We start from the raw sequence: 17,299 nt of genomic DNA, 5'->3' as shown, positions 1-17,299 counted from the left end.
CGGTTCATTTATTTCCCCCTCCACTGGTCTCCACCAGACTTCATATCATGACGACATAGGCGGCCGGCATGGGGCTGCTTGCCTCTTCGCGAGCCCCATCGCGCTATCTCCTGTTTACACCAGCAGCAGTTCGCCTTCGGTGGCGAGTACAGTCGCCATGCCGGCGGCCTTGCCCGCCTGGATGCCGATCCGGGTATCTTCGAACACCAGGCAGTTGGCCGGATTGGCGCCGAGCCGTTCGGCCACTCGCAGGAAGGTGTCGGGATGGGGCTTGTGGTTGGTCACGTCGTCGGCGCTCACCAGCACCGAGATATAGGCATCGAGACCGGTACTTCGCAAGATACGCTCGGCCTGATTGCGCGGTGAGCCGGTGCCTATGCCCATGGGGACCTTGCCGTGGTGCTGCCTGACCAGCTCCCACATCTGGGGGAAGACGCCGGCCTTGTCGATCTGCTCCATGTAGAGCGCTATCTTGCGGCGGGCGAAGGCCTCGATGTCGATGCTCAGCCCGTGCTGCTCGGCCAGGATGGCGACGATCTTGCGGGTGGGAATGCCGCCATATTCATTGAGCTGCACCCGATCGAACGGCAGGCCGAACTCGGCACTGGTCAGCGCCCACGCATCCAGATGTAGGGGCATGGAGTCCACCAGGGTGCCATCCATATCGAAGATCAGGGCGTCGTATTGCTCAAAACGGGACTGCTCGGCCATGGGGGCCTCCTCTCGGGCTAAAGGGCCACACTACCAGATCCGCCGGCGTTATGCCGCAGGGGAAAGCACCGGTCCGGACTGAGGGGAGTGAGCCCGGCCTGCGGCCGGGGGTCTAGGCCCCCGATGACGGCGTGGCGGCTCAGGGGCGCTGGCGCTCGGTCTGAGCCTCCAGCTCCTTGCCGAGGAAGTAGTTCAGGAAGGTGCGGATCACCGCGATGATGGCGAGCCGGATCAGCTCCTCCTGGCTCGGCGCCACCGTGGTGGCCAGGATGTCGGCGGCGAGCTGAAACTCCAGCGCCAGAATGAGCCAGCTGCCGAAGCAGAGCCGGATGCGGGGAAAACCGGGTTCGTGATCCCGCACCCGCGCCGCCAGCCAGAGGGTCTTGCCAAGGCCAATCACCACGCAGGCGATGGAGATGATCTCCAGCAGCAGCTGGAACAGCTCGACCCCGTGCATCATGGCCTCTTTCAGGCTCGCTATCTCAAACACTCGGGTCACCTCCCTGATTCAAAAGAGACACTTTTAACACGGCATGGGGGTCGGATCCAACTCAGAGCCTCTTGAGCTGCATGGCGACCTGCGCGATGGCATGACGGGCCGCAGGGCTTATGCCCGCCAGCTGGAAGAAACCGTGGATCACCCCGAGCTGTCGCTGACAAGTGGCGGCAACACCGGCTTGCAGCAGTTTGCCATACAGGGCCTCTCCCTCGTCACGCAGGGGGTCGCACTCGGCCGTCAGTATATGGGTCGCGGGCAGGCCGGCGAGCGCCGGGTGATGGAGCGGGCTGGCCTCGGGGTGATCGACCGGCAGCGCGCCCAGGTAGGCGCGATAGCCGCTTTGCAACATGTCGGCAGTGATGAGGTAATCCTCGCCACAGTCGCGATAACTCTGGCTCTCGCCCCTGGCATCCAGCATGGGGTAGATGAGCAGCAGGGCGGCGGGGAGGGGGGCGCCCATGGCCTTGAGCCTCAGGGCGGTGACCAGCGCGAGATGGCCGCCGGCGCTGTCACCGGCCAGCGCCAACCGCCGCGGGTCGACTTGCCACTCTTTCAACCGCACCATGATGGCGAGGGTCGCCGCCAGGGCGTCGTCGTGGGCCGCCGGGTAGACATGTTCGGGGGCGAGGCGGGTGTGCACCGCGAAGATCAGGGCATTGGCGCGGTTGCACAGCATCCGCAGCTGGCGGTCATGGGTCTCGAAATCCCCGCTGACGAAGCAGCCGCCATGAAAGTAGATGAGGGCGGGATAGGAAGCCTGCGCCCCCGGTGTCGGTCGATAGAGCCGTACGGCATAGTGGGACTCTTGCCACTCCTCTATCTGGCCGACCTCCTCCTGCGCCCCTCCCAGCACGGCCGAGGCAAGATAGCCCTCGCGGCGGGCCTGCCAACTCAGTGCGCTGGCGTTGGGACGACCGGCGGCGATAAAGCCGGCCACCATCTCGGCGATGGCCGGCTCCAGAGAGACTTCCATGGACACTCCATAATAACTGTATATAAAAACAGTGATTATTCGCCTCTGGGCTCCAATGGCAATAGGGCGGGCGTGAGATGGCTCACAGACTCAGGCTTTGATCAGTTTGAATTCGATCACATAGAGTGGCGGCAGGGCGGGGTAGATATCCCGGATCACGTCTTTAAGTTCGGGGAGCGTCATGTTCTCCTGGCGGGCGTGCTCGTCGCTTAGGGCATCGAAGGCGACGGGGGCCACCGACAGCACCTCTATGGTGCCGAAGGGCTGCAGCTCCGGGTTGGTGAAGAGCGCCAGTCGCTGGCCTGGCTGCCAGTCGGCTTCGCTCTCGTCGCGGATGGTGATGGTCTTGCGGCCCGCCTGGATGTCCTCCACAAAGCGGCTGAAGAAGGTGAACTCGGGATAGGGCTGGATTTGGGGTGGCACAGGCATGGGGTCTCCGCTGCGGGTGAAAAGTCGAGATAGGCTCGCAGGCCGGCAAGGTCGGCGCGTGGGCCCATTCTAGGAGGGACCGGGCTCACTTGCAGCACTTTTGTCCTGATGGCGTTGGGCGGCAGGCAAGGGAGGGGCTCTCTGCGTCGCTGCCATTTTGCTGGCCTCATCTGAACTCGGATGTGCGATGATGGGGCCCCTCTTTATTGACATGTAACAAAATGGGGAGGGGTAAGCTGTGGTCTGATGGAGAGGGTTGCACCCCGTAGCCTGGGGGCGACGAACGAAAGGAGCGAGTGTGAATTCCGAGTTGATCTGGGTCCTCTGCATGTTGGTGGGCGCCATCTATCTGTTTATGACCAACAAGGTCCGCATGGACGTGGTGGCCTTGTCGATCGTCATACTGTTTGTGCTGAGCGGCATCCTGACCTTGCCGGAGGCGCTGGCGGGCTTCAGCGATCCCAACGTCATCCTGATCGCCGCCCTGTTCGTGGTGGGGGAGGGGCTGGTGCGTACCGGCATCGCCTACCAGGTGGGAGATGCGCTGGTCAAGGTGGCGGGCAGCAGCGAGACCCGGATGCTGGTGCTGCTGATGGTGGCGGTGGCGACCCTGGGGGCCGTGATGAGCAGCACAGGGGTGGTGGCCATCTTTATCCCCGTGGTGCTGAGCGTGGCGAACCGGATGGGGATCCCGGCCGGGCGGCTGATGATGCCGCTCGGCTTTGCCGGCCTCATCAGCGGCATGATGACGCTGGTGGCGACCCCACCGAACATGGTGGTCAACAGCGAGCTGATGCGCCACGGCATCCAGGGGTTCGGCTTCTTCGGTTTCACCCCCATGGGGGTGATCGTCCTGGGGATGGGCGTCCTCTACATGTTGCTGATGCGCAACTCGCTGGTGCGCGAGGGGGAGGAGGGCAAAGGCAAGCCTGCGGGGCGCAGCACCATGCGCGACCTCATCCGTGATTACCGGCTGGCCGGTCGGGCCCGTCGGCTGGCGATCCGGCCCGACTCTCCGCTGATCGGCCAGACCCTGGACGAGCTGCAGCTGCGCGCCCGCTACGGCGCCAACGTCATCGGGGTGGAGCGCTGGCGCAAGTTCCGGCGGGTGATGGTGACCGTCTCCGGGATCACCGAGTTCCAGGCCAAGGACGTGCTGCTGATCGACATGTCCGATCCCGAGGTGGACGTGCGCGAGTTCTGTGCCGAGGCCAGGCTCGAGCCCATGATACTGCGCGGGGAGTATTTCTCCGATCAGGCGCGGGAGGTGGGTATGGCCGAGGTCTCCCTCATTCCGGAATCCCGTCTGCTCGGCAAGAGCATCCGCGAGGTGGCGTTTCGTTCTCACTATGGCCTGAGCGTGGTGGGGATCCGCCGCCACGGCGAGGCGCTGACCGGCAAGCTGGTGGACGATCCGCTGCAGATGGGGGACTGCCTGCTGGTGGTGGGTAACTGGAGCCTCATTCGCCAGCTGCAGACCCGCAGCCGCGACTTCCTGCTGCTCGGCCTGCCGGCGGAGGTGGACGAGATGGCGCCGGCCCGCAGCCAGGCCATTCACGCCCTGATCTGCCTCGGCGTCATGATAGCGCTGATGGTGACGGATCCCGTGCCCAACGTCATAGCGGCGCTCATCGCTTGCCTGCTGATGGGCAAGTTCCGCTGCATCGACATGGAGAGCGCCTACAAGTCCATCCACTGGCCGACCCTGATCCTGATCGTCGGCATGCTACCCTTCGCCCTGGCGCTGCAGAAGACCGGCGGGGTGGATCTCATCGTCGGTGGCCTGATGGCCGCGGTGGGGGACATGGGCCCTAGGGTGATGCTGGCCAGCCTGTTCGTGCTCTGTGCGGTGATCGGGCTCTTCATCTCCAACACCGCCACCGCGGTGCTGATGGCGCCCATCGCGCTTGGCACGGCCCACCAGATGGGGATCTCGCCCTATCCCTTCGCCATGACCATCGCCATCGCCGCCTCGGCGGCCTTCATGACGCCGGTCTCGTCACCGGTCAACACCCTGGTGCTGGGCCCCGGCAACTACAGGTTCGTGGACTTCGTGCGAATAGGGGTGCCCTTCACCCTGCTGGTGATGGTGGTGAGCGTCATCGCCATTCCCTGGTTCTTCCCGTTCTGAGCGGGGAGAAGAGACAAGCGGCCTGGGGGCCGCTTTTTTGTGGCCAGCCATCCTGGGCTGGCGGGATGATGTCCGGATCAGACAAGATGGTGAGCAGGGAGAGAAGGCGGGCAAGAGAGGAGAAAGGGTAAATCGCGGGCACAAAAAAACCAGCCTGAGCTGGTCTGTTTGGTACTGCTATTAATGGTGCGGAAGGAGAGACTCGAACTCTCACGCCTAGGGCGCCAGAACCTAAATCTGGTGCGTCTACCAATTTCGCCACTTCCGCAATATTAATGGTGGCTATGACGGGATTCGAACCTGTGACCCTCGCATTATGAGTGCGATGCTCTAACCAACTGAGCTACATAGCCGTCTTGTATGCGACAGAGTCGTGTACAAGTAAAAATGGCTGGGGTACTAGGATTCGAACCTAGGGATGGCGAGATCAAAACCCGCTGCCTTACCGCTTGGCGATACCCCAACAGTGCCCTTCAACAACACGAGTGCTGGCAAAGAACGTTCAAAAATGGCTGGGGTACTAGGATTTGTACCTAGGCACATTGACGAGATCAAAATCTCTCAATGCTTTCCTCAGCTTGCTACCGACATATGAACATCGATAACCAAAAATAATGGCTGGGGTACTAGGATTCGAACCTAGGGATGGCGAGATCAAAACCCGCTGCCTTACCGCTTGGCGATACCCCAACTGAACAATATATGGTGGCTATGACGGGATTCGAACCTGTGACCCTCGCATTATGAGTGCGATGCTCTAACCAACTGAGCTACATAGCCAACCTTGCTTCCAGTGAGTCGTTGCCTCGTCACTGTGCGGCCGGAATTATGCGTATCTGGCTCTGGGGCGTCAACCCTTTTTTTGCCAGAAAAACCGAATTTGGGTGCGTTTGGCGAGTTATTGGACGCTGTCGTGCAAAAGCCCAACAATCTGGTTTTTTTTACGACATTTGCCAGCAGATCTGCAACAGATACCCAGCACAAAGAGGCCAGCAAATGCTGGCCTCTCATGGGGTTAGACGTTGAACAGGAAGTTCATGATATCGCCATCTTTGACGATGTAGTCTTTCCCTTCGGCGCGCATCTTGCCCGCTTCCTTGGCACCTTGCTCACCCTTGTAGGTGATAAAGTCATCGAAGGCGATGGTCTGTGCGCGAATAAAGCCTTTTTCGAAGTCGGTGTGGATCTTGCCGGCCGCCTGCGGGGCGGTGGCACCGACCGGAATGGTCCAGGCGCGCACTTCCTTCACCCCGGCGGTGAAGTAGGTCTGCAGGTTCAGCAGCTCGTAACCGGAGCGGATCACCCGGTTCAGGCCCGGCTCTTCGATGCCCAGATCGGCCATGAATTCGGCGCGGTCGGCGTCGTCCAGCTCGGCGATGTCCGCCTCGATGGCGCAGCAGACCACGACCACCACGGCGTTCTCGGCGGTGGCGATTTCACGCACCTTGTCGAGGAAGGGGTTGTTGTCGAAGCCGTCTTCCGCCACGTTGGCGATGTACATGGTGGGCTTGAGGGTCAGGAAGTTGAGGTGGGCAACGGCCGCCAGCTCTTCCTTGTCCAGCTTCATGCCACGGATCATCTGACCCTCTTCCAGCACAACCCGAATTTTTTCCAGGGTCTCCACTTCCAGCTTGGCATCCTTGTCGCCGCCCTTGGCACGCTTGGACTGGCGGTGGATGGCGCGCTCGCAGGCGTCCAGATCCGACAGCGCCAGCTCGGTGTTGATCACCTCGATGTCGTCGGCCGGGGAGACCTTGCCCGCCACGTGGATGATGTTGTCATCCTCGAAGCAGCGCACCACGTGGCCGATGGCCTCGGTCTCGCGGATGTTGGCCAGGAACTGGTTGCCCAGACCCTCACCCTTGGAGGCACCTGCCACCAGACCGGCGATGTCGACGAATTCCATGGTGGTCGGCACCACGCGCTGCGGATTGATGATGGCAGCGAGCTGGTCGAGACGCGGATCCGGCATGGGGACCACACCCGTGTTCGGCTCAATGGTGCAGAACGGGAAGTTGGCGGCTTCGATGCCGGCCTTGGTCAGCGCATTGAACAGGGTGGATTTGCCTACATTGGGCAGGCCCACGATACCGCATTTAAAACCCATGGATTGTTACCTTACTTGATAGATGCTGTGAGGGACGCCCTTGGGCGACCCATGTCATGCTTGCTCGGGCCCTGAGGCGGCAACACCGCTCATGACCCGGGTCATCTCTTGTGTGAGCCGGTGCCGACTGCGCACCGACGCGCTCTATACCTTCTCGGCCTTGAAGCTGTGCAAGCGGTTCATGGCCTTGGTCATGTCTTGCTTGAACAGGATGTCGGTGGCGCGCAGGGATTCATCCAATGCGGCCTCGATCAGGCTCTGTTCACTGCTGGGCGCCTTGGTCAGCACGAAGCCGGCGACCAGCTCCTTGGCGCCGGGATGGCCGATGCCGAGGCGCAGCCGGAAGAAGTTATTGTTGTTGCCCATCTTGGCGATGATGTCCTTGAGGCCATTGTGACCACCGTGACCGCCGCCCTGCTTGAACTTGGCGATGCCGGGGGGCAGGTCCAGTTCATCGTGGGCCACCAGCATCTCTTCCGGCGCTATCTGGTAAAACCGGGCGAGCGCCGCCACGGCCTTGCCGGAGAGGTTCATGTAGGTGTTCGGGATGAGCAGCCGCACATCCTGCCCCTCGACCAGGATGCGGGCGGTGTGGCCGAAGAACTTGGGCTCTTCACGCAGGCTGACATTGTGCCAGCGGGCCAGTTGCTCCACATACCAGGCGCCCGCATTGTGACGGGTCTTGGCATATTCGGGGCCGGGATTACCCAGCCCGACAATCAGTTTGATTTGACTTGTCACGCTTGATGTCTTCACTCGCTGCTTGCCGTGGACAGATGGCCCAGGGCAATGGGACGCAATATTCTAGCCGCCGACTGGCGATCACTCAACCAAAGCTCGGCAACCGGAGGGAATAACCGGGCAACGGGTCGCCAACGGCCGCAAAAAACGGGCCTAGCCCGGCCCGTTTTTGCCCTGTGTCGTGGCCGGTGCCTGCTTATCTGGCCCGCAGCAGGGTGACGACGGGCTCACTCAGGGCGGTCAGGGTCGGGCGCTGCTCCTTTATGTACTGCACGAAGGAGGCCGCATCCGTGCCGCAGTTGACGGTCTCGGCCTGGCAGTCGAGCGCTTGGCCCGGTGCGTAACGGGCGCTCAGCTGATTGCCCTGTTGCACCACCTGCAGGACCGGGAAGGCGGTCAGCTGGTCCGCCACCCAGGCAAGATCCACCCGCTCGGCCCGCAGCTGCTGGGCACGGGCCAGTGCCTGCCAGCCGTCGTTGCCGTTGGCGCTGTAGGCATTCATCACCACCCGGTAGCGCCGCTCATCGACCAGATCCTGCCACTGCCCCTCGGCCGTCTGCCATTGCAACCGGGTCAGGGAGCCGCTCTTGCCCGGCACTGTCTCGGTGAAGCGGTAGCGCAGGTGGCCGCCATAGGGGAACTTGCCGGCGTGGGCACCGGCGGGCAGGGTGGCGGTGATGGTCTCGGTCAGCAGGGCACGCACCTCGGCGCCGCTCAGGGTCAGCACGGCGAGCTGATTCTTGAACGGCAGCAGGCTGAGGGCCGGCTCCCCTTCGCGCAGCTCACCGGCGGGCAGATCGGCGCGCACGCCTCCCACCGCCAGCAGGGCGAAGTCGACCGGGCCGCCGGTCAGGGCCTGCACCGCCGGGCGGTTGGCCCAATAGTATTGGCCCTCGGCCACCAGGGGGGCAACGGCGGAGCCGTGGCTGTCGCTGCCGTTGTCACCGGGGCGACGGGCATTTTGCAGCGGCGCCGGCAGGGTGGCGATGACGGGGCCGAACGCCTGCTCCAGCGCCGGTTTGAAGTGGCTGTCGATGATGCCGCGCAGCCGTGGATCTTCATCCACCGTCACCAGGTTGGGCTGGGCGTCGATGAACTTGCCGGCCTGCTGGCTGCGGGTCTTGTCCAGCGGCTGCTGGCGGGCCGGATCGGCGAAGAAGTCGCGGCTGGCCAGCAGCCGGTTCTGGCCGTTGCAGGCGATGACGCGGCCTTGCGCGTCGAAGCTGAGGCGGGCGAGGCCGATGGCCTGGGCGTAGGCGCCGGCCTGCACCACGCAGGTCATGCCGACGCCGTCCGGGTTGGTGACCAGCGCCGCGTATTCCCCGGTCTTGCCCCAGCCGATGTTGCCAAAGTCGCCGAGCAGGCTGTGGGAGTGGCCGCCGACTATGGCGTCCAGCCCGTTCACCTCGGCCGCCAGCGCCAGATCGCGCTGGTTGCCGATGTGGGTCAGGGCGATGATGTGGTTGATCCCTCTCTGCTGCAGCAGGTCGACCGTGGCCTGGGCCGTTTCGACCTCCTTGCGAAAGCGCAGCTTGCCGACGTTGGGGGAGATGTTGGCCATATCTTCCAGCACCAGTCCCATGACGGCGACCAGCGGTTTGTCTGCGGGCAGGTGACTGAGATCGGTGAGCGGGATCTTCTGGTTGCCATCGAAGGCATAGACCACGAACGGCTTGAGGTTGCGGGCCTGGCTCAGATCCGGATCCTCACGGGCATCCAGGTTGGCGGCCAGCACCGGGAAGTTCACCCCCTCGATGAAGCGGGCCAGCTTCTGGCTGTCGAGATCGAACTCGTGATTGCCGAGCGCCATGGCATCGAAGCCGAACTGGCTCAGCAGCTCGGCGTTGGCCATCCCCTCGTTGAGCTTGAAGTAACCGCTGCCCTGCCAGGCGTCGCCCCCGTGCAGCAGCAACAGTGGCTGATTCTTGGTGAGCGCCTCCGCCTGGTAGGCCTTCGCCATGGTCAGCAGCCGGGGGTAGCCGCCGAAGCGGCTGTAGAGGGTATCCGTACTCTCCTTGCCAAAGATGGCTCCCTTCAGCTCGGCATTGACCGGGTCGAACTGGGAGTGGGTGTCGTTCATGTGCGCCAGGGTCAGCGTGAAGGGGGCGCTGTCCTTGCCGGGCAGGCAGGCGGCGAGCAGAGTGCAGAGGGGGAGGAGTAGCAGGAGACGCGAGCACTTCATGGGGGATCCTTAACCTGTCGGGGCAGGGCAATACCGTACTGGGCTAGAAAAACAAAAACCGCCAGTCGGCGGTTTTTGTTACAACAGGGTCTATCAATGCTCGAACATGGCAGAGATGGACTCTTCGTTGCTGATCCGGCGGATGGCTTCGGCCAGCACGGTGGACAGGGTCAGCTGCTTGACCTTGCCGATCGCCTTCATCTCCGCGGTGAGCGGGATGGAGTCGGTGATGATCAGCTCGTCGATGACCGAGTTCTTGATGTTTTCCACGGCGGTGCCGGAGAAGACAGGGTGAGTCGCATAGGCGAACACACGCTTGGCGCCACGCTCTTTCAGCGCTTCGGCCGCCTTGCACAGGGTGCCGCCGGTATCGATCATGTCGTCGACGATGACGCAGTCACGGCCAGCCACGTCGCCGATCAGGTGCATGACCTGGGAGACGTTCGGGCGGGGACGACGCTTGTCGATGATGGCGATGTCGGTGTCGTCCAGCAGCTTGGCGATGGCACGGGCACGCACCACGCCGCCGATGTCCGGCGATACAACCACGGGGGATTCGAGGTTCTTGGACAGCATGTCTTCCAGCAGCACAGGGCTGCCGAACACGTTATCCACCGGAACGTCGAAGAAGCCCTGGATCTGCTCGGCATGCAGGTCAACGGTCAGCACACGGTCCACACCCACGCTGGAGAGGAAGTCAGCGACGACCTTGGCGGTGATGGGCACACGGGCGGAGCGGACGCGGCGGTCCTGACGGGCATAACCAAAGTAGGGGATAACGGCAGTAATACGGCCAGCTGAAGCACGACGCAGTGCATCCACCATGACGATCAATTCCATCAAATTGTCGTTGGTCGGGGCACAGGTGGATTGAATGATGAAGATATCGCCACCACGTACATTCTCATTGATCTGTACGCTGATCTCGCCGTCGCTAAAGCGACCTACGGCAGCATTGCCGAGTTTGATAAACAGGCGATCTGCGATCTTCTGGGCTAGTTCCGGCGTTGCGTTACCAGCAAACAGCTTCATGTCAGGCACGGTTTGAAACCTCGGGGTTGCATCCAGTATGTGGAGGGTCTGATTTAGACCCGTATCGTCTTTGGGCAAACGATTATCGCGTTGACGGGTCGGGCCACCCTAGGTTGCCACCGGCCAGGTGATGTCACAAGTCGACAGTTGGCTGCATTTGCAGTTTCTTGTCTGTGGTGTCTTGCTGAGGTATCGAGGAATGAACCCGGACACAGGAATGAGATAGCCTCTTCACTGCTCCCCGGACCGTCATCGATATGCCCATCTCAATCACCAAGAGAATGGCTGGGGTACTAGGATTCGAACCTAGGAATGGCGAGATCAAAACCCGCTGCCTTACCGCTTGGCGATACCCCAATCACTGACTTGTTGCAATGTGACGAAGAGTGGTGATATGTTCTCGCCCTTGGCGATAAACCCATCCCAGCCTTCCGGCACCCTTGCCAACACCTTCCGAGCAGCCACTTCGTCTTCAAATTGAGCAAAGACGCAGGCTCCAGTGCCCGTCATTCTTGACGGCGCGTATTCTAGCAACCAGCCGAGCGCATTGGCAACCTCGGGGTGGCGCTTTTTCACCAGCAATTCGCAATCGTTTTTCCACTCCCCCTCCAGCAGCCACTTTTTATCCAGCGAATCGGGCAATGCCATCTTGGGTGTGGCTCTGGGCAGGTCCGGATCCTGGAACACGGCGGCCGTCGCCACGTGACAATCGGGCTTGAGCACCAGATACCAGGCGCTCGGCAGCTCGACCGGTTGCAGTCGCTCACCGACCCCCTCGGCGAAGGCGGCCCGCCCGCGCACGAACACCGGCACGTCGGCCCCGAGCTGCACCCCGAGATCCGCCAGCTCGTCTTCACTCAGACCCGCCTGCCAGAGGTGATTGAGCGCCACCAGGGTGGTGGCCGCATCCGAGGAGCCGCCGCCGATGCCGCCGCCCATGGGCAGGTTTTTTTCCAGCCGGATGTGGGCCCCCTGCGGGCTGGCTAACTTGTTTTGTAATAGCCGTGCTGCCCGGATGATCAGGTTCTGTTCATCGGGCACGCCGGGGATGGCCGGGCTCAGGGTGAGCAAGTCGGTGTCCGGCAGGGGATCGAACTCCAGCCAGTCGCCGTGACTGAGGAAGATGAACAGGGTCTGCAGCTCGTGATAGCCGTCCGGGCGACGGCCATTGATGTGCAGGAACAGGTTGAGCTTGGCCGGCGCGGGCCAGCGGATCGCCGTCATCGACGGGCGCTTGTCAGCGGCGGTCATCAGGGGGTCAGGGTCCATTGGTTGATCTGCAACTTGAGGCGGCTGCCCTGGCCCGTCATGGTCAGCAGATGGGGCAGGCGATAGCCGGCCTGATCCCGGTAGTCGCCGTAGACGATCTGCCACTGGCCATCCCGCACCGAGGCCAGGCTGGCATCGGGATTGAGCTCGAACTCGGCCTTGCCCGGCAGCCCCTTGATCCATTCAGGCAGCCCCTGCACCGGGATATTCCAGCCGGTGAGCTGATAGATGAGTGCCTCGGCGTCCTGGCTCTGGTGCTGCTTGCCGTCGTTGTCTATCAGGGTCACCTCGCCCTTGCTGCGGGAGAGCTCCAGGATGTGGGTGCCGACTATGCTGCTCAGATTGAGGCGATAGTCGTCGCCATCCTGTTGCCAGTTGAGGCGGGCGCTGCCCTTCTGTTGGGCGGTGATGATGGCCATCTTGCCCGACAGCTGCCAGTGAGTCAGCTGCTCGAGACGGGCGCGTTCCTGCTGCCAGTTGACCTGATCCCGCTGGGGCGAGGTAGTGGTACAGCCGGCCAGCAACAGCAGGCAGGCGAGGGAGAAAATACGCAAGAACAAGGTCGTGCTCCGGATAAGAGGTTTGCCACAGTATAAGGGGCGGCCGTATCGCTTTTAAAGACTTACCCTTTCTCGTACAATTGACGGCCTTTACACCCTGTGCACGAAATGATCACCACCCACTCATGAGTCTGCTTGCCCTCGGAATCAACCACAACACCGCCAGTGTCGCCTTGCGGGAACGGGTCGCGTTTGGCCCGGATTGCATCGATCGCGCCTTGCGTGAGCTGGTGGAGCAGCCCGGTGTCAGCGAGGCAGTGATCGTCTCCACCTGCAACCGCACCGAGCTGTACTGCAGCCTGGAGCGCGGCGAGGGGGAGCAGGTGCTGCACTGGCTGCAGGCCTTCCACAAGCTGGATGCGGCCGAGGTGGTCTCCGCCATCTATCAGCATCGGGACGAAGAGGCGGTGCGCCACCTGATGCGGGTCGCCTGCGGTCTCGACTCACTGGTGTTGGGGGAGCCGCAGATCCTGGGGCAGATCAAGCAGTCCTACGCCCATGCCCAGCAATCCGAGGCGCTGAAGGGATCGCTTGAGCGGCTGTTCCAGAAATCCTTCTCGGTGGCGAAACGGGTGCGTACCGATACCGAGATCGGCGCCAGTGCCGTGTCGGTGGCCTTCGCCGCCGTGAGCCTGGCCCGCCGCATCTTCTCCGATCTCTCCCAGACGAAGGTGCTGCTGATCGGCGCCGGCGAGACCATAGAGCTGGTGGCCCGTCACCTGCGCGAGCAGAACGTCACCCGGATGATGGTGGCCAACCGCACCCTGCAGCGGGCCCAGCTGCTGGCCGAGGAGTTCGGTGCCCAGGTGATGACCCTGGAAGAGATCCCGGACTACCTGCACGAGGCGGACATCGTCATCAGCTCGACCGCCAGCCCCCTGCCCATCCTCGGCAAGGGCATGGTGGAGCGCGCCCTCAAGGCCCGCCGCAGCCGACCCATGTTCCTGGTGGACATCGCCGTGCCGCGGGACATCGAGGCCGAGGTGGATGAGCTGTCCGATGCCTATCTCTACACGGTGGACGATCTGCAGGGCATCATCGAGCAGAACCTCGAGACCCGCAAGAAGGCCGCGGCCGAGGCGGAGCTCATCGTGCAGGAAGAGCGCGACGACTTCATGGGCTGGTATCGCAGCCAGCACTCGGTGGATCTCATTCGCGATTATCGGCACCAATCCCAGCAGGTCGCCGACGAGGAGCTGCAGCGCGCCTTGCTGGCCCTGCAGCAGGGCGAGAGCGCCGAGCAGGCGCTCAAGGCCATGGCCCACCGCCTCACCAACAAGTTGATCCACGCACCGACCCAGGCCTTGCGCCAGGCGGCAGCCCAGGGCGATGCCCACAAGCTGTCACAACTGCGGCAGGTGCTGGGGTTGTCACAAGAGTCATAGTGCCGGGGTGGCCAGCCGGCCGCCCCTACCTCCATCGAGAACACAAGATTTATGAATCCGTCACTGATCAGAAAGCTGGAAGGCCTCATCGAGCGCCACGAAGAAGTGCAGGCCCTGCTCGGCGAGCCCGGCGTGGCCTCGGATCAGGATCGCTACCGCGCCCTGACCCGGGAATATGCCCAGCTGGAAGATATCGTTCACGCCTTCCAGCGCTTCCGCCAGGCCGAAGACGATCTGGAGACCACCAAGCTGATGCTGGAGGACGCCGACAGCGACTTGCGCGAGATGGCGCAGGAGGAGCTGCCGCTGGTCAAGGCCGCGCTGGAGGAGCAGGAGCAGGCGCTGCAGGTGATGCTGCTGCCGCGCGACCCCAAGGATGACAACAACTGCTACCTGGAGATCCGCGCCGGGGCCGGCGGTGACGAGGCGGCGATCTTCGCCGGCGATCTGTTCCGCATGTATTCCCGTTACGCCGAGCGCCAGGGCTGGCGCGTCTCCATCGTCAGCTGCAACGACGGCGAGCACGGTGGCTACAAGGAGGTGATCGCCAAGGTAGACGGCGAGCGCGTCTACGGTCGACTCAAGTTCGAGTCCGGCGGCCATCGCGTGCAGCGGGTGCCGGAGACCGAATCCCAGGGCCGGGTGCACACCTCCGCCTGTACCGTGGCCGTGCTGCCGGAAGTGCCGGAAGCCGAGCAGATCGAGATCAATACAAACGACCTGAAGATAGACACCTTCCGCGCCTCCGGGGCCGGTGGTCAGCACGTCAACAAGACGGATTCCGCCATCCGCATCACCCACCTGCCGACCGGGCTGGTGGTGGAGTGCCAGGATGAGCGCTCCCAGCACAAGAACCGCGCCAAGGCGATGTCGGTGCTCTCCGCCCGCCTGCAGGCGGCCGAGGACGAGCGCCACCGCGCCGCCGAGCAGAGCACCCGCCGTAACCTGGTGGGCTCTGGCGATCGCTCCGAGCGCATCCGCACCTACAACTACCCCCAGGGGCGCCTGTCCGAGCACCGCATCAACCTCACCCTCTACCGGCTGGGGGAGATCCTGGAAGGGGATCTCGACTGCGTGATCACCCCGCTGGTGCAGGAATACCAGGCCGATCAGCTCGCCTCCCTGGCGGAAAACAGCTAGTGCTGAACCGACGGCCGCGCGCTCCTGGCGCGATAGCCCTGGCGGAGAACGGTTGATGCAGATCCAACAGGCCCGCGCGCACATCATGGCGACCCTGGCCTCCGGGGAATCCCCCCGTGCCGACGCCGATGCGCTGCTCTGCCATCTGCTGGGCTGCCGGCGCAGTTACCTGATGACCTGGCCTGAGCGCGAGCTCGATGGCGCCCAACAGGCGACCCTGGCCGGCTGGCTCGTCCGCCGGCTGGCCGGCGAGCCCATCGCCCATCTGGTGGGGGAGCGTGAGTTCTGGTCGCTGCCCCTCAAGGTGAGCCCGGCCACCCTGATCCCGCGCCCCGACACCGAGGTGCTGGTGGAGCAGGCGCTGGCCCGACTCCCAGCCGGCCCCTGCAGCCTGCTGGATCTCGGCACCGGCACCGGCGCCATCGCGCTCGCGCTCAAATCCGAACGGCTCGATGCGACTGTGTGGGCGGTGGACAGGATGCCCGAGGCGGCGGCCCTGGCCCGCCACAACAGCGCGGCGCTGGCGCTGCCCATCGAGGTGCGGGACGGCAGCTGGTTCGAGCCACTGGCGCAGGCCCCGCACTTTGATCTGATCGTCTCCAATCCGCCCTATATCGACGGTGCGGATCCCCATCTGGATGAGGGTGACGTGCGCTTCGAGCCCCGCTCCGCCCTGGTGGCGGACGAGCAGGGGCTGGCGGATATCCGCCTCATAGTGGCGCAGGCGCCGGCCCATCTGGTGCCCGGTGGCTGGTTGCTGCTGGAGCACGGCTGGGATCAAGGGGAAGCGGTGCGTCAACTTCTGCTGCAGCATGGCTACCAGCAGGTGGCAACCGTGCGCGATTATGGCGATAACGAGCGGGTGACCCTGGGGTGCCTGGCTCAATCCTGAGTGAGGGCAGGCCCGGGCCTGCCCTATTTGTGCAAGGACAGGTTATGTATGTTGTTCTCAAGCATCTGCATCTGATGCTGATAGCATCGGCGGTGCTGATGTTTATACTGCGCTTTTACTGGGTTCAGACCAGCGGCACCGGCCGCGCCTACAGCCGCGGGGTCATGCAGCTGAGCGGCTGGCTCAACGGGCTGGTGGTGCTCTCCGGCGTGCTGCTGTGCATGGTGCTGGATCTCAACCCGCTCAACAACGGCACCCCCTGGCTCAGCGAGAAGCTGACCGCCATCCTGGTGGTGGCATTCTTAGGCATGATGGCGCTGCGCCTGGCTCGCAGCAATACCATCCGCTGGTTTGCCTTCCTGGGAGCCCTGGGGTGGCTGTTCTTTATTGCCAAGCTCGCGGTGCTGAAGCAGGCCAGTCTGTTCGGTTAGGAATGATGACGATGATACGTGTGGACGAATGGACCGACTTCGAGGCCCATGATCTGGCCGAGCTGGCGCTCTCCGTCAGCGACGAGATCCTGGGTCGAACCGGCTCTGGCGAGGCCGAGCTGGCCCACCTCGATAGCTGGCTGGACGAGACGATTACCGAGGGCAACTGTGACGAGGTGCGCCGCCAGCTGCTGCAGGGTTTCTACCAGTCCCTGGGCTTTCGGGGCGACTGGCAGGATTACTTCTCGGCCGTCAACTGCGATCTGGCCCAGGTGCTGGCGCGCAGGCAGGGCATCCCGGTGAGCCTCGGCATCCTCATCATCCAGCTGGGCCGCAAGATAGGCCTGGATGTGGAGGGGATCTGCTTCCCCGGCCACTTCCTGGTGAGCTTCGCCGGCAGCGAGGGGGAGGTCTATGTGGACCCCTTCAGCGGCGATGAGCTGAGCCGGCACCACATCGAGCTGCTGCTGCGCGGCGCCCTCGGCAATCTGGCGACCCTGAGCGATGACCATCTGCAGCCCTGCGGGCAGTGGGAGATCATCGAGCGGCTGCTCAACGTCAGCAAGGGCGCCCTGCTGCGGGAGGATCGCATGACAGAGGCGCTGCGCTGCAGCGAGCTGCTGCTGCGCATGAAGCCAGGCGATCCGCTGGAGACGCGGGATCGGGGCTTCATCTACGAGCAGCTCGACTGCCCCCGCTTCGCCGCCGACGACTTTGAATACTTCATTGAACAATGCCCGGACGATCCGGTGGCCGACGTGCTGAAGACTCAGCTGGCCGCGCTGGATCTTAGCCCCAAGCCCCTCCATTAAGGATG

The 17,299-nt window shown here is 63.3% G+C and carries 16 protein-coding genes and 6 tRNA genes; 6 read left to right on the top strand and 16 right to left on the bottom strand.

All coding sequences use genetic code 11. From position 1 onward, the window contains the following. Positions 1-114: 114 nt before the first annotated feature. The 4 genes from KW825_RS13515 to yqfB all read right to left on the bottom strand — a co-directional run bounded on the left by KW825_RS13515 (position 115) and on the right by yqfB (position 2,612). Positions 115-711, bottom strand: coding sequence for an HAD family phosphatase (locus tag KW825_RS13515; protein ID WP_218329501.1), 597 nt, complete (start codon positions 709-711; stop codon positions 115-117). Between the two features lie 139 nt (positions 712-850). Continuing rightward, complete coding sequence (locus KW825_RS13510; protein ID WP_218329500.1) at positions 851-1,201, bottom strand: DUF1622 domain-containing protein; 351 nt, start codon at positions 1,199-1,201, stop codon at positions 851-853. Between the two features lie 61 nt (positions 1,202-1,262). Then, positions 1,263-2,183, bottom strand: a complete 921-nt coding sequence (locus tag KW825_RS13505; RefSeq protein WP_218329499.1) for an alpha/beta hydrolase — start codon at positions 2,181-2,183, stop codon at positions 1,263-1,265. A 90-nt stretch (positions 2,184-2,273) separates the two neighbouring features. Next, a complete protein-coding gene (gene yqfB, locus KW825_RS13500) occupies positions 2,274-2,612 on the bottom strand; it encodes a N(4)-acetylcytidine aminohydrolase (protein WP_218329498.1) in 339 nt (112 codons plus the stop codon). A 298-nt stretch (positions 2,613-2,910) separates the two neighbouring features. Here yqfB and KW825_RS13495 point away from each other — a divergent pair, with 298 nt between their 5' ends. Continuing rightward, positions 2,911-4,743: an SLC13 family permease gene (locus KW825_RS13495; protein ID WP_218329497.1), complete on the top strand. Its 1,833-nt coding sequence runs from the start codon at positions 2,911-2,913 to the stop codon at positions 4,741-4,743. Between the two features lie 184 nt (positions 4,744-4,927). Here KW825_RS13495 and KW825_RS13490 read toward each other — a convergent pair. From KW825_RS13490 to lolB, 12 genes are all read right to left on the bottom strand, one after another. After that, a tRNA-Leu gene (locus KW825_RS13490) sits at positions 4,928-5,011 on the bottom strand. Positions 5,012-5,019: 8 nt separating this feature from the next. Then, positions 5,020-5,096: transfer RNA gene (locus KW825_RS13485), tRNA-Met, on the bottom strand. 35 nt (positions 5,097-5,131) lie between these two features. Then, positions 5,132-5,206: transfer RNA gene (locus KW825_RS13480), tRNA-Gln, on the bottom strand. 152 nt (positions 5,207-5,358) lie between these two features. Beyond that, a tRNA-Gln gene (locus KW825_RS13475) sits at positions 5,359-5,433 on the bottom strand. A 13-nt stretch (positions 5,434-5,446) separates the two neighbouring features. Further along, positions 5,447-5,523, bottom strand: a tRNA-Met gene (locus KW825_RS13470). Between the two features lie 235 nt (positions 5,524-5,758). Then, on the bottom strand, positions 5,759-6,850 hold the full coding sequence (ychF, locus tag KW825_RS13465; RefSeq protein WP_218329496.1) for a redox-regulated ATPase YchF: 1,092 nt from the start codon (positions 6,848-6,850) through the stop codon (positions 5,759-5,761). A gap of 144 nt (positions 6,851-6,994) precedes the next feature. After that, a complete protein-coding gene (pth, locus tag KW825_RS13460; RefSeq protein WP_218329495.1) occupies positions 6,995-7,591 on the bottom strand; it encodes an aminoacyl-tRNA hydrolase in 597 nt (198 codons plus the stop codon). A gap of 196 nt (positions 7,592-7,787) precedes the next feature. Further along, a complete protein-coding gene (locus KW825_RS13455; RefSeq protein WP_218329494.1) occupies positions 7,788-9,773 on the bottom strand; it encodes a bifunctional UDP-sugar hydrolase/5'-nucleotidase in 1,986 nt (661 codons plus the stop codon). A gap of 93 nt (positions 9,774-9,866) precedes the next feature. Next, a complete protein-coding gene (locus KW825_RS13450; protein ID WP_042652671.1) occupies positions 9,867-10,814 on the bottom strand; it encodes a ribose-phosphate pyrophosphokinase in 948 nt (315 codons plus the stop codon). A 273-nt stretch (positions 10,815-11,087) separates the two neighbouring features. Next, a tRNA-Gln gene (locus KW825_RS13445) sits at positions 11,088-11,162 on the bottom strand. Further along, the gene (gene ispE, locus KW825_RS13440; protein ID WP_218329595.1) at positions 11,142-12,029 is read right to left on the bottom strand and encodes a 4-(cytidine 5'-diphospho)-2-C-methyl-D-erythritol kinase; all 888 of its coding nucleotides are present in this window, start codon (positions 12,027-12,029) and stop codon (positions 11,142-11,144) included. Before ispE ends, KW825_RS13445 begins: the two co-directional genes overlap by 21 nt. Before the next feature lie 26 nt (positions 12,030-12,055). After that, positions 12,056-12,634: a lipoprotein insertase outer membrane protein LolB gene (gene lolB, locus KW825_RS13435; RefSeq protein ID WP_042652668.1), complete on the bottom strand. Its 579-nt coding sequence runs from the start codon at positions 12,632-12,634 to the stop codon at positions 12,056-12,058. A 125-nt stretch (positions 12,635-12,759) separates the two neighbouring features. On the opposite strand from lolB, the gene hemA reads away from it, so the two are divergent. The 5 genes from hemA to KW825_RS13410 are packed head-to-tail and all read left to right on the top strand — an operon-like array spanning position 12,760 to position 17,294. Beyond that, positions 12,760-14,019, top strand: a complete 1,260-nt coding sequence (gene hemA / locus KW825_RS13430) for a glutamyl-tRNA reductase (RefSeq protein WP_042652667.1) — start codon at positions 12,760-12,762, stop codon at positions 14,017-14,019. A 51-nt stretch (positions 14,020-14,070) separates the two neighbouring features. Beyond that, positions 14,071-15,159, top strand: coding sequence for a peptide chain release factor 1 (prfA, locus tag KW825_RS13425; protein ID WP_218290634.1), 1,089 nt, complete (start codon positions 14,071-14,073; stop codon positions 15,157-15,159). Between the two features lie 55 nt (positions 15,160-15,214). Continuing rightward, on the top strand, positions 15,215-16,051 hold the full coding sequence (gene prmC, locus KW825_RS13420) for a peptide chain release factor N(5)-glutamine methyltransferase (protein WP_218329493.1): 837 nt from the start codon (positions 15,215-15,217) through the stop codon (positions 16,049-16,051). Between the two features lie 44 nt (positions 16,052-16,095). Further along, positions 16,096-16,482 (top strand): SirB2 family protein, encoded by a 387-nt coding sequence (locus KW825_RS13415; RefSeq protein WP_218290636.1) that lies wholly within the window; start codon positions 16,096-16,098, stop codon positions 16,480-16,482. Positions 16,483-16,493: 11 nt separating this feature from the next. Then, positions 16,494-17,294 carry a SirB1 family protein gene (locus KW825_RS13410; RefSeq protein ID WP_218329492.1) on the top strand — a complete coding sequence of 267 codons (801 nt, stop codon included), beginning with the start codon at positions 16,494-16,496 and terminating at the stop codon, positions 17,292-17,294. Positions 17,295-17,299: the final 5 nt, after the last annotated feature.

The sequence above is a fragment of the Aeromonas sp. sif2433 genome, assembly GCF_019218705.1.
In the GTDB taxonomy this organism is placed as follows: domain Bacteria; phylum Pseudomonadota; class Gammaproteobacteria; order Enterobacterales; family Aeromonadaceae; genus Aeromonas; species Aeromonas encheleia.
The sequence above is the reverse complement of the archived record's forward strand: the minus strand, read 5'-3'. Positions and strand labels throughout refer to the sequence as shown.

Coding starts and splice junctions, on each gene's coding strand:
- ychF (WP_218329496.1), bottom strand. CDS start 6,850: ATGGGTTTTAAATGCGGTATCGTGGGCCTGCCCAATGTAGGCAAATCC.
- KW825_RS13505 (WP_218329499.1), bottom strand. CDS start 2,183: ATGGAAGTCTCTCTGGAGCCGGCCATCGCCGAGATGGTGGCCGGCTTT.
- prmC (WP_218329493.1), top strand. CDS start 15,215: ATGCAGATCCAACAGGCCCGCGCGCACATCATGGCGACCCTGGCCTCC.
- KW825_RS13415 (WP_218290636.1), top strand. CDS start 16,096: ATGTATGTTGTTCTCAAGCATCTGCATCTGATGCTGATAGCATCGGCG.
- KW825_RS13515 (WP_218329501.1), bottom strand. CDS start 711: ATGGCCGAGCAGTCCCGTTTTGAGCAATACGACGCCCTGATCTTCGAT.
- KW825_RS13455 (WP_218329494.1), bottom strand. CDS start 9,773: ATGAAGTGCTCGCGTCTCCTGCTACTCCTCCCCCTCTGCACTCTGCTC.
- yqfB (WP_218329498.1), bottom strand. CDS start 2,612: ATGCCTGTGCCACCCCAAATCCAGCCCTATCCCGAGTTCACCTTCTTC.
- hemA (WP_042652667.1), top strand. CDS start 12,760: ATGAGTCTGCTTGCCCTCGGAATCAACCACAACACCGCCAGTGTCGCC.
- KW825_RS13410 (WP_218329492.1), top strand. CDS start 16,494: ATGATACGTGTGGACGAATGGACCGACTTCGAGGCCCATGATCTGGCC.
- ispE (WP_218329595.1), bottom strand. CDS start 12,029: ATGACGGCGATCCGCTGGCCCGCGCCGGCCAAGCTCAACCTGTTCCTG.
- prfA (WP_218290634.1), top strand. CDS start 14,071: ATGAATCCGTCACTGATCAGAAAGCTGGAAGGCCTCATCGAGCGCCAC.